Below are 14,798 nucleotides of genomic sequence, written 5' to 3'. Positions count from 1 at the left end.
GATTAGCGCTAGTGTCTCGTGGGCTCGGAGATGTGTATAAGAGACAGGCCGCGGCCTCGCAGACCCTCCCTAGAATTGCGGGTTTTCCACGATCCGCCGGCCCGCCATGACCACGACCGACTTCAACCCGATCAGCGCCCTCTCGCCGCTGGACGGCCGCTATGCCGCCAAGGTGGCCGCGCTGCGTCCCCTGCTGTCCGAGTACGGTCTGATGCACCGCCGCGTGCAGGTCGAGGTCGAGTGGTTCATCGCGCTGAGCGACGCCGGCTTCAAGGAATTCAAGCCGCTGTCCAGCGCCGCGCGCTCGCGCCTGCGCCGCCTCGTCAAGAAGTTCTCCGAAGCCGATGCCGAGGAGATCAAGGCCATCGAGCGCACGACCAACCACGACGTCAAGGCCGTCGAGTACTGGATCAAGCGCAGCTTCGAAGGCCAGCCCGAACTGCTGGCCGCGTCCGAGTTCGTGCACTTCGCCTGCACCAGCGAGGACATCAACAACACCAGCCACGCGCTGATGCTGAAGGCGGCCCGCGACGAGGTCATGCTGCCGGCCCTGGACGGCATCGTCGCCACGCTGCGCAAGATGGCCCACCAGTTCGCGGCCACGCCCATGCTGAGCCGCACCCACGGCCAGACGGCCAGCCCGACGACGGTGGGCAAGGAGATCGCCAACGTCGTGGCCCGACTGGTCACGGCCCGCGCCCGCATCGCTGCCGTCAAGCCCCTGGCCAAGATGAACGGCGCCGTCGGCAACTTCAACGCCCATCTGTCGGCCTGGCCCAAGCATGACTGGGAGAAGTTCTCCAAGGGCGTCATCGAGAAGCAGCTCAAGCTGAGCTTCAACCCCTACACGATCCAGATCGAGCCGCATGACTACATGGCCGAGCTGTTCGATGCCTTCACGCGTGCCAACACCATCCTGATCGACTGGTCGCGCGACGTCTGGGGCTATATCTCGCTGGGCTACTTCAAGCAGAAGACCAAGGCCGGCGAGATCGGCAGCTCGACGATGCCGCACAAGGTCAACCCCATCGACTTCGAGAACGCGGAAGGCAACTTCGGCCTGGCCAGCGCCGTGCTGACGCATCTGAGCCAGAAGCTGCCCGTCAGCCGCTGGCAGCGCGACCTGACCGACTCCACCGTGCTGCGCAATATGGGCGTGGGCCTGGGCTATGCACTGCTGGGCTACGACTCCCTGGCCAAGGGCCTGGGCAAGCTCGAGCTGAACGAGGCTGCGCTGGCCGACGACCTCGATGCCGCCTGGGAAGTGCTGGCCGAGCCCATCCAGACCGTCATGCGCCGCTACGGCCTGCCCAACCCCTACGAGCAGCTCAAGGAGCTGACCCGCGGCAAGGCCATCACCCAGGAGTCCCTCCGTGCCTTCATCGAGGGCCTGGACCTCCCGAAGGCCGAGAAGGCGCGTCTGCTGAAGATGACGCCGGGTTCCTACACCGGCTTGGCGACGGAACTGGCTAAAAAGGTCTAGAGCGAGAGTCTGAAGACGCGAGAGGGCCCGCTGTAGCCCTCGAGCTGTTCCTGCTCCCCTTCGACAAAGCCCAGCTTGCCCAGCAGGGCCACGCTGGGCGTGTTGTCGACGGCCGTGATGGCCATCAGCGTCGTCCAGCCCAGGGCCGTCTTGGCATGGGCCACGCAGGCCCGCGCCGCCTCCAGCGCATAGCCCTGGCCCTCGTGCTCGGCCAGGAGGGCGTAGCCCAGGTCGGGCTCGGGCAGGGCCGGACGCTTGAACAGGCCGCACATGCCGACCAGCACGCCGTCGGCGCGGCGCTCCAGGGCCCAGAAGCCGTGACCTAGTTCTCGGTAGGCCTTGAAGAGCCGGCCCTCGGCCCAGGTCAGGGCTTCCTCGACGCTGCGCACGCCGGGGTCGTTGATGTTGCGGATCCAGCCGGGTTCGTTGACGAGGCGCAGCAGGAAGGGGGCGTCAAGCGGTGTGAATTCACGCAGCGACAGGCGTTCGGTATCCAGGATATGCATGAGACCAGACAATAACCGGTCATGCTCCGCTCCCCGTCAAGCTGCCAGACCACCGCCTCATAAACGCTTCATGAGCCTCGCGCCCGACACCAGCGACAACCCCGCGCTCAGCCAGGCTTTGCGCGAGCTGGATGTCATCCTGGCGAATGCGGGCGTCGGCGTGGTCTTCGTCAAGGCGCGCACGCTGGTGCGCTGCAACCAGCGCTACGCCGAGATCTACGGCTTCGACAGCCCGGAAGCGGCCATCGGCAAGAGCAGCCACGATCTCTACGAATCCGAGCAGGAGGCCCGCGGCCTGGGCGCCCGGGCCTATCCGGTGCTGTCCATCGGCGAGACCTTCCGCGGCGAGCAGATGATGCGGCGCCAGAACGGCGAGCTGTTCTGGGCCCACCTGACTGGTCGCCTCATCAATGCCGAGGATCCGGCCGACGGCTCGATCTGGATCGTCGACGACATCAGCGAGCGCAAGCAGGCCGATGCGGCGCTGTCCGACCTGCATGCCGAGCAGCAGCTGATCTTCGACCACGCCATGGTCGGCATCGTCTTCCTGCGCGGCCGCCGCGTGACGCGCTGCAACCGTGCCTTCGAACAGCTGTTCGGCTATGGGCCCGGCGAGCTCGACGGCCAGCTGTCGCGTGCCTGGTACCTGACCGACGAGGACTGGAAGGCGGCCGGCGACCTCTGCTACGAGCCGCTGTCGCGCGGCGACTCCTTCCATGCCGAGATGCTGCTGGGCCGAAAGGACGGCACGTCCATCTACTGCGAGGTGCGCAGCAAGGCCATCGACCGCAGCGACCTGTCGCGCGGCTCGATCTGGATCACCCAGGACATCACGGCTCGCAAGCAGGCCGAGCTGGAACTGGTGCAGGCCAAGGCCCAGCTCGAAGCCCTGGTCGAGCAGCGCACCCAGCAGCTCAGCCAGACCGTCGCGGCCTTGGAGCTCAAGGTGGCCGAGCAGCAGGCCGCCGAGGCCCGCGCCGAGCGCCTGGCCCTGTTCGACGGCCTGACCGGCCTGCCCAACCGCCATCTGCTGGCCGATCGCGCCAGCCAGGCCATCGACATCGCCCGCCGCGGCGACGAGCCGCTGGCCGTGCTCTTCCTGGACCTGGACCACTTCAAGAACGTCAACGATTCCCTCGGCCACCGCGTCGGCGACTCGCTGCTGAATCAGCTCGCCGGCCGCCTGCGCGGCGCCGTGCGCGAGCAGGACACCGTGGCCCGCATGGGCGGCGACGAATTCGTGCTGGTGCTGCCGCTGACCGACATCGCCGGCGCGGCCCATCTGGCCACCAAGCTGATGGCCCTGGCCAGCGCGCCCTTCCAGGTCGACCAGCAGGAACTGACCGTCACGCCGTCGATGGGCATCGCGATGTTCCCGACCGACGGCGACGACTTCGACACCCTGTGCAAATGCGCCGACGCGGCCATGTACCGGGCCAAGAAGGACGGCCGCAACGCCTACCGCTTCTTCACGAGCGAGATGCAGGCCCAGTCGGCCCGCGCCCTGCAGCTGGAGAACGCGCTGCGCCGCGCACTGGAGCGCCACCAGCTCAGCCTGCACTACCAGCCGCAGTTCGCGCTGGATGCCGGCGGCGAGAGCCATATCGTCGGTGCCGAGGCCCTGCTGCGCTGGCACCATCCCGAGCTGGGCTGGGTGTCGCCGGCCGAGTTCATTCCCGTCGCCGAGACCTCCGGCCTCATCCTGCCCATCGGTGAATGGGTGCTGCGTGAGGCGCTCTCGCAACTGCGCCGCTGGGACGGCGCCGGCCTGCCGGAGCTGACCATGGCCGTCAACCTGTCGGCCGTGCAGTTCCGCCACGACGACCTGCCCGAACTCGTCGGCCGCCTGCTCGACGAGACCGGCATGGCCGCCGACCGCCTGGAGCTGGAGCTGACCGAAGGCGCCGCCATGGACAACCCGGCCGTCGCCATCACCGTCATGAACGAGCTGCATGCCCGCGGCGTGCGTCTGTCCATCGACGACTTCGGCACCGGCTATTCCTCGCTGAGCTATCTGAAGAAGTTCAGGGTCAGCAAGCTCAAGATCGACCAGTCCTTCGTGCGCGACCTGACCGACGATGCCGAAGACCGCGCCATCGTCGACGCCGTCATCCGCATGGCCGGCGCCCTGGGCCTGGAGACCCTGGCCGAAGGCGTCGAGACCGAGGGCCAGCTGGCCTTCCTGCGCCGCCAGGGCTGCCAGGCCGTGCAGGGCTATCTGTTCAGCCGGCCGCTGCCGGCCGAAGCTTTTGCAGAATTCGTGCTCGCCCGCACCATTCCCATCTCCGCCTACTGATGACCTTCATTGCCCAGCTCCAAGCCCTGACCCCCCAATCGCGCCTGTGCGTCGGCCTCGATCCCGAGCCGAGCAAGCTGCCGGGCGCCTGGGCCGGCGATGCGAGCAAGTTCTACGACTTCTGCTGTTCAATCGTCGACGCGACCAAGGACCTGGTCTGCGCCTTCAAGCCGCAGATCGCCTACTTCGCCGCCCATCGCGCCGAAGACCAGCTCGAGCGCCTCATCTCGCACATCCACGAGGTGGCGCCCGGCGTCCCCGTCATCCTCGATGCCAAGCGCGGCGACATCGGCTCCACGGCCGAGCAGTACGCCCGCGAGGCCTTCGTCCGCTACCAGGCCGATGCGGTGACCCTGTCGCCCTTCATGGGCTTCGATTCCGTCGAGCCTTACCTCGCCTATGAAGGCAAGGGTGCCATCCTGCTGTGCCGCACCTCCAACAAGGGCGGCGACGACTGGCAGATGCAGCGCCTGGCCGACGTGCCCGGCCAGCCGCGCCTGTTCGAGCACCTGGCCCACCTGGCCGAGACGCAATGGAACCGCAACGGCCAGCTCGGCCTCGTCGTCGGCGCCACCTATCCCGGCGAGATCGCCCGCGTGCGTGAACTCGCGCCCACCCTGCCGCTGCTGGTGCCGGGCGTCGGTGCCCAGGGCGGTGACGCGGCCGCCGTCGTGCAGGCCGCCGGTCGCAGCGCGCCCCTGGCCGTCAATTCCTCGCGCGCCATCCTCTACGCCAGCAGCGGCGCCGACTTCGCCGAGCGCGCCCGCGCCGTCGCCATCGCCACCAGACAGGCCCTGACCTGACCATGGCGCGCGCCGGCGAAGACCTCAGCAGCCTCGTCGGGCACGCCGAACCGCCCGAGCAGCAGCGGGAACGTTTGCAAACCAGCATGCGCTGGCAGGCGTCGCGGGTCTTCCTGATGGCCTGCGCGCCGGTCTTCATCCCGGTGGCCGGGCTGTTCTGGTGGACGCGCCAGCCGCATGAATGGCTGGATGGCTGGCTGCCGCCGGTCCTGTCGCTGGTCATCTCGATCCTGGCCCTGTTGCGCCTGGCCGTGCTGTCGCGGGCGCCGCGCCGCAAGGAGCAGCCGCTGATGGCGTTGGGCATGATGGCCCTGGTGCTGGCCCTGCCGGTGTCGGCTGCCGTGTCGCGCGACCTGGGCCTGTGGTCGCTGAGCCTGCCCTTGATGAGCCTGGTCATCGCCTTCGCCACCGGCCTGCTGGGCCTTGTCGCCGGTGTCGCGCTGACCGCGCTGGGTGCCGTCGCCCTGGCCGGCCTGGGTGCCGGCGAGGCGCTGGGCTGGGCGACCCATCCCATGGCGTCGTCCAGCCTGTTGCTGCGCGCCATCATCCAGTTCAGCCTGCTGGGCTCGGGCCTGATCGCCGGCCTGGGCCTGCTGAAGATGGTCAAGCGCTCGCTGGCCGAGGCCGACGAGCGCACGGCGCGTTTCCGTGGCCTGCTCGGCATGGCGGTGGACTGGTACTGGGAGATGGACCGCGAGTTCCGCTTCACCCATGTGGCCGAGGAGCGCCCCGGCGCCTCGGGCCTGGACCTGAAGTGCCGCCTCGGCAAGACGCCCTGGGAACTCGACGGCATGGGCCTGAACGACGACGAGCTCGACGCCCACCGTGCCGACCTCGAATCGCACCGGCCTTTCCACGGCATGGTGGCGCGCCGCGTCGGCATCGACGGCAGCGCGCGCTGGGTCTCCATCAGCGGCGAGCCGCGCTTCGATGCGCAGGGCAATTTCCGCGGCTACTGGGGCGTGGGCCGCGACGTGACGGGCGAAGTGGCCGCCGAGCAGACCGTGCAGGCCACCGAGACGCGCTACCGCGAGTTGTTTCGCCGCTCACCCTCGCCGCTGGTGCTGCACCGCTGGGGCCGCGTCGTCGACGCCAACCCCGCCGCCATGGCCATGTTCGGCTATGCGCAGCGCTCCAGCATGATCGGCCAGGACCTGTTCAGCCACTACGAGCCGGGCGACGACGAGACCGCCCGCCAGCAGGCCGCGCGCCTGGAGGGCATGGCCCCCGGCGCCATGCAGCCCATGGCCGAATACCGGCTGCGCACGCTGTCGCGCCGCCGCCGCCTGGTGCAGGCCACCAGCGTGCGCGTCGAGACCGCCAGCGGCCCGGCCACGCTGACCTTCTTCACCGACCAGACCGAGCAGAGCCGCGCCCAGGATGCGCTGCGCCGCAGCGAGGGCCTGTTGTCGCATCTGGTGGCGACCAGCCCCGACGTCATCACGCTGACCGAGGCCGAGAGCGGCCGCTACGCGATGGTCAACAAGGCCTTCGAGCAGCTCAGCGGCTGGAACAGCGCCGAGATCCTGGGCCGCACGGCCGAAGAGATCGGCATCTGGCACAACGCCGCCGATCGCAACGCCATCCGCGAGGCCATCCATCGCGACGGCATCGCCAGCAATCTGCCGGTGAGCTTCCGCCGCAAGGACGGCAGCGCCGTCTCCATGCTGGTGTCGGTCGCACCCTTCGAGATGGACGGCCAGAACTACCTGGTGCTGTACGCGCGTGACGTGTCGGAGAGCGAGCGCACTCGCCTCGTGCACGGCGCCATCCTCGAGAACGCCTCCATCGGCATCGCGCTGACGCGTGACCAGCAGTTCGTGCTGGCCAACCCGCGCGTCGAGGCCATGTTCGGCTGGGACCGCGGCGCCCTGCTCGGCCAGCATGGCAGCGTCGTCTGGCCCAGCGTGGAGGACTGGCAGTCCGTCGGCCGCGACCTCGGTCCGCAGCTGGCTGCCGGCCAGCAGGTCGAGGCCGATCGCGTCATGCGCCGCCGTGACGGCTCCACCTTCCTGGCGCGCCTGCTGGCCCAGGCCGTCGACCCGGCCCACCCCAGCCGCGGCGGCACCATCTGGATCATCGAGGACGTCACCGAGCGCCGGCGCGTCGAGGAGCAGCTCGCCCACGCCAAGGACGAGGCCCAGGCCGCCAGCCGCGCCAAGAGCGCCTTCCTGGCCAACACCAGCCACGAGATCCGCACGCCGCTGAACGGCCTGCTCGGCCTGGGCCGTCTGGCCCAGCAGCCCGACATCTCCGAGGCCCAGCGCCGCGACTACCTGAACCAGATGATGGACAGCGCGGAGAGCCTGTCCGGGCTCATCTCCGACATCCTCGACCTGTCCAAGATCGAGGCCGGCCGGCTGACGCTGGAGAGCCAGCCCTTCTCGCTGCGCGAACTGCTGGCTTCCATCCGCCTGGCCTATCTGACGCTGGCCCAGGCGCGCGGCCTGACCTTCGCCGTCGAGATCGACCCGGCCCTGCCGAGCTGGGTCTTCGGCGACCCGCTGCGCACGCGCCAGATCCTGTCCAACTACCTGACCAATGCGCTGAAGTTCACCGAGACCGGCGGCGTCACCGTCAGCGTGCGCGCCCTGCCGGCCAATGCCCGCGGCAGCGCCGGCGAGTGGGTGCACATCGAGGTGCGCGACACCGGCCCCGGCATCGCGCCCGAGCAGCAGGCCCGCCTCTTCCAGCCCTTCACCCAGGCCGACGAATCGACGACGCGCCGCTTTGGCGGCACGGGCCTGGGCCTGTCCATCTGCCGCGAGCTCGCCACGCTGATGGGCGGCGAGGTCGGCCTGAACAGCGCGCCGGGCGAGGGCTCGGCCTTCTGGGCCGAACTGCCCCTGCCTGCGGCGCCGGCGCCCATGGCCCACCAGCCGCGCGAGACCCGCAGCCATGTCCACGACGCCCTGCAGGGCCGGCGCGTGCTGATCGCCGAGGACCATCCCGTCAACATGCTGATCGCCGTGGCCCAGCTGGAGCAATGGGGCATGGAGGTGGCTCAGGCCAGCGACGGCCGCCAGGCCATCGAGGCGGTGCTGGCGGCGGCCAGCGTCGGCAAGCCCTTCGACATCGTGCTGATGGACGTGCAGATGCCCGTCATGGGTGGGCATGACGCGACCCGCGAACTGCGCAAGCACTTCAAGGCCGGCGAGCTGCCCATCGTCGCGCTGACGGCGGCGGCCCTGGTCTCGGAGCGCGACGACGCCTTCGCGGCCGGCATGAACGACTTCCTGACCAAGCCCATCGACACGCCCAAGCTGCACCAGACCCTGTTGCGCCTGACGAGTCCGCGCTGACAATGCCGGCTCCAAACAGGAGGAGCCCATGACCCCATCAGCACCCCGCAGCTTCAAGTACTACGACTTGATCATGGCGGCCTTCGTTTGCGTGCTGCTGTGCTCCAACCTGATCGGCGCGGCCAAGGCGGCCCAGCTGACCCTGCCCGTCATCGGCACGGTCACCTTCGGCGCCGACCTGTTCTTCTTTCCCATCAGCTACATCTTTGGCGACATCCTGACCGAGGTCTATGGCTATGGCCGCGACCGCCGCGTCGTCTGGGCCGGTTTCGGCGCCCTGGTGTTCTCGGCCTTCATGGCCTTCGTCGTCGTCAACCTGCCGCCGGCCCAGAACGACTTCATGGCGGCCTATCAACCGCACCTGGACGCCGTCTTCGGCAACACCTGGCGCATCGTCGCCGGTTCCATGATCGCCTTCGCCTGCGGCAGCTTCGCCAACAGCTTCGTGCTGGCCAAGATGAAGATCGCGACGGCCGGCAAATACCTGTGGGCGCGCATCGTCGGCTCCACCGTCGTCGGCCAGCTGGTCGACACCGGCGTCTTCTTCCTGATCGCCTTCTACGGCATCTGGCCCAACGACCAGCTGTTCGCCGTCATCGTCACCCAGTACCTCTTCAAGACTATCTGGGAGGCCGTCATGTACCCGCTGACGGCCAAGGTCGTCAGCTTCCTGAAGCGCGCCGAGGGCGAAGACCACTACGACCGCGACACCAACTTCAATCCCTTCTCGATCAAGGTTTGAGGGGGCGCAAGACAGGGGCAGGCGACGGCCGCCCTGCTGCCTGTAAGCCGGGCAGCAACGGAAACGGCGGCCCGCGGGCCGCCGTTTTTTGTTGCGCGATCGGCTCAGCCGATCAGAGGCCGCCCTTGCCGCAGCCCGACGCCAGGTAGTTGCTGATCAGGTTCAGCTGGTCGGCGTTGGTCTTGCGCGTCCAGGCCGGGCCGTGGGCGTAGTCCGTCAGCACGTGGTATTCCACGGGCTTGCCGGCGGCCTTGGCCTTGTCGACGAAGAGTTCCGACTGGATCAGCGGCACGGTCTGGTCGCGGTCACCGTGGTAGACCATGATCGGGATCTCGATCTTGTCCGCCTTGGCGAGCGGGTTCAGGCCCCGCATGGTGGGCTCCTGGGCCGACTGGAAGAACGGGTTGGTGAACAGGCGCGCACCGATGCGCTCGATGTCGGACACGCCGGCACCGGCGATGGCGCACTTGTAGATCCCGTTGGGCCGTACCGCCGCGGCAAACGCCGAGTAGCCGCCGTAGGAGAAGCCGAACATGGCGATGCGCTTGGGGTCGGCCAGCTTCTCGCTGATCAGCCACTTGGCGCCGTCGTCCTTGTCGTCCTGCATCTTCTGCCCCCACTCGCGGTCACCGGCGTACCAGAGCGTGCGGCCCCAGCCCGCCGAGCCGCGGAACTGCGGCTGCAGCACGGCGCGGCACTGCGACACCAGCAGCGGCACCCAGCCCGAGCGGTCGTAGTCCATGGTGTCACGCGCCCACGGGCCGCCGTGCGGATGGATGACGGTGGCGTAGGGGCCCGGGCCGCACAGCTGCGGGTTGGGCACGCTCAGGTAGGCCGGGATGTTCAGGCCGTCGCGGGCCTTGTAGTAGACGAAGCGTGCCGTGCCCAGCGCGCGCTTGTCGACCTCGGGGTACTCCTTGGCCAGCAGCTGGATGCTCTGGCCGCGCAGCAGATAGTGCTCGGTGGGATACGCCAGGCCGCTGACGCGGATCAGGTAGGTGGGCGTCTCACCGCCGACGTAGGCCATGAGGCGCACCTGCACACCGTCGAAAGCCTTGATCGTCGCGCGCTCGCCGTTGCCGACACCGACGAGTTCCTGGTTGATCTCCTTGATGCCCAGGGCCTGCGCCACGCCGCGCACGGCCGCATCCATCTTGGGGTTCTCCCAGTGCTCATCGCCGCCCAGCTGCCCATCGAAGGTGTAGCCGTCGAAGCCCTCGCTCGACGGCGCGTCGTCGTCGCGGAAGGAGCGTACGCCGGTGGCGTCGAAGTATTTGTGCTCGAACAGCGCGGTACCGACCTTGCGGGTGGCGATGTCGTACTCGTACAGGCCTGTGAACTCGCGACCCACGTTGCTGCGGATGATGGCGGTGCCCGGCTTGCTGCCCAAGGCGACGACGTCGACGACGTCGCGGTTCTTCACGTAACTGCGGAAGTGTTCGGCCCAATCACCGTCGGCATTGCGCAGATCGATGGCGACGAAGGCGCCTTCCGCGTCGATGCCGGCACGCGACTTGGCCCAGGGCTGGCCGGTGCCGTTCACGCGCACGGTGTTGTCCCACTCACCCAGGCGCATGATGCGCGAGGCCTTGCCGCTGCGCAGGTTGTAGCGGTAGATGTCGCGGCCTTCGGTGCGCGAGCCGCTCTGGATGACGATGGTGTCGGGGTCGGACAGCAGCCGGTTGAGCACCGTCGGGTTGGCCAGCGCGGCGGCCTTCCTGGCCGCTTCGGAGCGGGGCGCCTCGTTCGACACCGTCGGCTCGATCCAGTTCTTGCCCTCGAGGTCGGTGAACAGCAGCTTGGAGATGAAGGTCTTGGTGATCTCGTCCCCACGCCAGTCGTAGGGCTGCATCATCGTGACCTGCAGCATGTCGTTCTTCAAGAACGAGGCGCCGCTGATCTGCATGTTCTTGGCGCCGATGACGGTCGGCTTGGCCGCGAGGTCGGCCAGCTTCCAGACCAGGATGTTGCGGTTGTCGCCCTGGCTCTGGATGGCAATCATGTGCTTGCCGTCGGGCGAGATCCGGAAACCGGTCATGCCCGGGAACTGCGCCAGCGTCTCGATGGTGGGGACGCGGATGGGGGGCGCATCGGCGGCCAGGGCCGGGTGGGCCAGGGCGGCGGCGGCTGCGATCGTGAGCAGCCGGCCCAGCTTGTTCAAGCAGGTTTTCATGGGTGTTGCACCTAAAGAAAAGCCCTGGCAACCGCAGTTGCCAGGGCATCAGACCGTCAGATCGATCAGAAGGTCTTGGAGACGTTCACGAAGACGCGGCGACCCATGTAGTCATAGCCGCTGTACAGGGGGGCATTGCCCACGCGGTTGTACACGCCCGAGGAAATCACCGGAGGCTTCTTGTCCATCAGATTGCGAACACCCAGGGTGGCCTTCCACTTGCTCACGGTGTCGCTGTAGGTCAGCGACATCGAGTGCAGGAAGTAGGCCGGCGTGTCCAGCTTGAAGCGGCTGGTCGCCGGGTCTTCACCGTAGTAGTCGTAGCTCGACGTCTTGTCGATCCACTCCAGGCCGTAGAAGACGCTCCAGTTCTTCAGCGTGTACTTGACGTCCAGCTGACCGGACCACTTCGGCGTGCCGACGTTGCCGTTGTTGTCATCCAGCGCGTCCTCGGCGAACAGCTTGCTGGCCTGCGACTTGTACTGCGTCAGCGACAGGTCCATCTTCAGCTTGCCGCTGCCGATCTCGTTGACGTACTGGGCCGTGTAGTCGAAGCCGCGGACGATGTCCGTGGCCAGATTCACGTAGCTGTCGTTCACCGTCAGCGCGTTGGAGCTGGGGTTGCGGGCGTCGACCAGACGGCAGAAGCCGCCCGCCTGACGGAAGCCCACGCTGTCGTAGCAGCGCTGCAGGATGTTGGCGGTGCCGGCGCGCGACACGCCGTTGTCCACCTTCAGGTCGAAGCGGTCGACAGCCAGCGACAGCGAACCGAAGCCCGTCGGCAGCGAGGGCTGCAGCACGATGCCCCAGGAGGCGTTCTTGGACGTCTCGGCCTTCAGGCCGGCCGCACGGCCGCCGGCGTTGACGACGGTGATGCTGGACGTGGCCTGGTAACCGGCGGGCAGACCTTCGGACTTGCAGTTGATGGCGCGCGGCGTGCCGGCCTTGGCGGGGTCGTCCCAGCTGTTGCAGGGGTCGCCGGCGCTGCTCAGGAAGCCGGTCGTGGCGCCCAGGAACTGCTCATACAGCGCCGGAGCACGGTAGGACGTGCCGTTGGTGCCGCGCAGCGTGATCCAGCTGGCGGGAGACCAGACGGCGCCGAACTTGTACGTCGAATCCGAACCGTAGGACTTGTAGTCGGCGTAACGCGTGGAGGCGTTCAGCGTCAATTCCTTGGCCAGGGGCACGTTCTTCAGCACCGGGATTTCCAGCTCGCCGAAGAAGTCCGTGGCCTTGTCGCTGCCGCGCGTCGGCGTGGACGAGGTCAGGTTGTAGAGGTTGTTGTTCTGCGAGTCCAGCGACGGCGTGTCGTCGATCTTGTTGCTGCGGAACTCGGCGCCGAAGGCGCCCTTCACGTCACCGTAGGGCAGCTTGAACAGCGAGCCGGTGACCGAAGCGGTCACGACGTCTTCCTTGTACTTGGTCAGGCCCGTGACGTTCTGCCAGACGTAGTCGACCCAGGCTTGCGGCAGCTGGCCGCCGATGACGGCGGACGTCAGCTTGGGCGCGGCCACGCAGTCGGCGGCGCCGTTCGCGCAGGCGAAGCCGCTGCCGCTGGCGACGACGTTCAGGCTGTTGGCCAGGCGGTCGGTCAGGAAGGACTGCTGGTTGTAGGCGCCACGGCTTTCGGCGTGGGTCCACGAGACGTCGTAGTCCCAGTTGATGGCCGCGATGGCGCCGCGCAGGCCGACGGCCGTGCGCACGAAGTCCACGGTCTGGCTGCTGCTGTCGTTGCCGAAGCCGATGAAGGCACGCACGCCGACGTTCTTGCCGTTGCTGGTGTTGACCGGGCCCGAGAAGGTGCTGCTGGCCAGGTTGGACGGGATCAGGGGGCTGCCCTTGATGTAGTCCAGCGACAGCTGGCGATAGCCGACCTGCGAGGACTCGCGGCGGTTCAGCAGCAGTTCGTAGTACAGCTCGGCATCACCCAGGGCCTGCAGGTCGACGCCGCCCTGTGCATACAGGTTGTGGTTGCGAACCGGCGAGATCAGCGTGCGGTTCAGCGTGCGCGGGTCGAAGGTGTCGCGGATGTTGGTGTTGGTGGTCTGGCCACCGCCCACGCCCTCGAAGCCCACCAGGCCGGTCGTCACGCCCGAGTTGGGACGCCAGCGGTTGAAGGTGCCGCCCGTGGAGCCCACGGCGCCGACGCCGGCCATCGTGTTGGTGCCGATGGTGTTGATGGTCACGCCGTTGGAACCCGTGCCCGTGATGGGGTAGCACTTGGGCTTGCCGGTCAGCGGGTCGATGGTGTCGCCGCTGCCCCAATCGCCCACCACGCCGTTGACGCTGGTGCGGCGGTAGTCGGTGTTGCAGGTGGTCCAGTCACGCTGGGCCAGCGTCATGCTGCTCAGCTCGTTGTAGTTGTACGAGGCGAGGAAGCGCGTACGGTCCGTGACGAAGCCACCGGCAACGGAGAAGTTGTAGGTGTTGGCGCCACCGTCACCCGTGCGGGACATCGAGCCATCCACGGTGATGGAGGTCAGGTCCTTCTTGGTGATGATGTTGATCACACCGGCCACGGCGTCGGAGCCGTAGATGGACGAAGCGCCGTCCTTCAGCACCTCGATGCGGTCGACGATGGAATTGGGCAGGGTGTTCAGGTCGGCTGCGCCGACGGAGCCGCGCGTGCCCGAGGGCGACATGCGGCGGCCGTTCAGCAGCACCAGGGAACGCGTCGGGGCGAAGCCGCGCAGGCCGATGGTGTTGGCGCCCGGGCCGCCGTCGGTGACGTAGCCGCCAAAGGCGTTGTTGACCTGGCCCTGGCCGCCGGTGACGGCCGTGCCTTGCAGGATCTGGGTGGTGGAGCTGTAGCCGGCCAGCGCGGCGTCTTCCGACTTCACGACCAGCAGGGGGGCCGCGGTGCTGTAGTTGTCGCGCTTGATGCGCGAGCCGGAGGTGACGAAGACCGTTTCCAGCTTTTGCGGCTCCGCCTTCGGGGCGGGAGTTTCTGCAGCGGTCGTCGACTTGTTATCGGCGGCTGGGGTTTGTTGCGCGGCAGCATGCTGCGCGAGGATCAAACCGAGAACTGCGAGCGCAATGGGTTTGCGGGCAGGGTTGAACGAGGAAAAAGGCGTGGGCATAAATGGTCCATCAAAGGGTGTTCCGAGCCCAGCGCCACCCGGGTGGGGGGGCGCGGCCATCAGGCTCGAAACTTCATGTTAGGGATGGGGGCTGCCCAGGTCAGCTTGATGAAGGCTGATCTAGGGTCATCCCGTATTTAACAAACCCTTTACATGGCCAGTTTCTGACGCGTTTCGTTGCAACTGGCCAACAGTCTGGCCGTTCGGGCGAACTGGCTCGCAACTGGCGACCCCGTGCCAAAAGACATGTCAATACAAGTCTTTACACCCGTCAGCTTGGCGAAGGAAAACCTGCCGAAACGTCGGGCCGGAGTTTCCCGATGAAGGATTGATTACTGACCAGGAAGACTTTGGGCGAGGCCGGGCGCGCTGCGCCGGCGAATATGCGCGGGCAGTTATGCCGCGGGGGTATG

The 14,798-nt window shown here is 67.7% G+C and carries 8 protein-coding genes; 5 read left to right on the top strand and 3 right to left on the bottom strand.

The window, feature by feature from the left end; translation table 11 throughout:
- The first annotated feature begins 106 nt into the window (after nucleotides 1–106).
- The gene (gene purB, locus AC3WOE_RS25940; protein WP_492694605.1) at nucleotides 107–1,483 is read left to right on the top strand and encodes an adenylosuccinate lyase; all 1,377 of its coding nucleotides are present in this window, start codon (nucleotides 107–109) and stop codon (nucleotides 1,481–1,483) included.
- On the opposite strand, the gene AC3WOE_RS25935 is transcribed toward purB, so the two are convergent.
- Nucleotides 1,480–1,989 carry a GNAT family N-acetyltransferase gene (locus tag AC3WOE_RS25935; protein ID WP_492694603.1) on the bottom strand — a complete coding sequence of 170 codons (510 nt, stop codon included), beginning with the start codon at nucleotides 1,987–1,989 and terminating at the stop codon, nucleotides 1,480–1,482. The two genes, purB and AC3WOE_RS25935, sit on opposite strands and share 4 nt — an antisense overlap.
- A 70-nt stretch (nucleotides 1,990–2,059) precedes the next feature.
- Between AC3WOE_RS25935 and AC3WOE_RS25930 the strand changes: the two genes are divergently transcribed.
- The 4 genes from AC3WOE_RS25930 to AC3WOE_RS25915 are packed head-to-tail and all read left to right on the top strand — an operon-like array spanning nucleotide 2,060 to nucleotide 9,132.
- Nucleotides 2,060–4,285 (top strand): putative bifunctional diguanylate cyclase/phosphodiesterase, encoded by a 2,226-nt coding sequence (locus AC3WOE_RS25930; RefSeq protein WP_492694601.1) that lies wholly within the window; start codon nucleotides 2,060–2,062, stop codon nucleotides 4,283–4,285.
- Nucleotides 4,285–5,088 (top strand): orotidine-5'-phosphate decarboxylase, encoded by an 804-nt coding sequence (gene pyrF / locus AC3WOE_RS25925; protein ID WP_492694599.1) that lies wholly within the window; start codon nucleotides 4,285–4,287, stop codon nucleotides 5,086–5,088. Before AC3WOE_RS25930 ends, pyrF begins: the two co-directional genes overlap by 1 nt.
- A 2-nt stretch (nucleotides 5,089–5,090) precedes the next feature.
- Entirely contained in the window at nucleotides 5,091–8,390 is a 3,300-nt protein-coding gene (locus tag AC3WOE_RS25920) for a PAS domain-containing hybrid sensor histidine kinase/response regulator (protein ID WP_492694597.1), read from the top strand.
- A 28-nt stretch (nucleotides 8,391–8,418) separates the two neighbouring features.
- Entirely contained in the window at nucleotides 8,419–9,132 is a 714-nt protein-coding gene (locus AC3WOE_RS25915) for a queuosine precursor transporter (RefSeq protein WP_492694595.1), read from the top strand.
- 112 nt (nucleotides 9,133–9,244) lie between these two features.
- On the opposite strand, the gene AC3WOE_RS25910 is transcribed toward AC3WOE_RS25915, so the two are convergent.
- Nucleotides 9,245–11,305 carry an alpha/beta hydrolase family protein gene (locus AC3WOE_RS25910; protein WP_492694593.1) on the bottom strand — a complete coding sequence of 687 codons (2,061 nt, stop codon included), beginning with the start codon at nucleotides 11,303–11,305 and terminating at the stop codon, nucleotides 9,245–9,247.
- Between the two features lie 65 nt (nucleotides 11,306–11,370).
- Nucleotides 11,371–14,322: a TonB-dependent receptor domain-containing protein gene (locus AC3WOE_RS25905; protein WP_492694591.1), complete on the bottom strand. Its 2,952-nt coding sequence runs from the start codon at nucleotides 14,320–14,322 to the stop codon at nucleotides 11,371–11,373.
- Nucleotides 14,323–14,798 lie beyond the last annotated feature (476 nt).

The sequence above is a fragment of the Roseateles sp. FW305-36 genome (genome assembly GCF_058787015.1).
Note: the sequence above shows the minus strand (reverse complement) of the source record. Positions and strands in the feature narration are given on the sequence as shown.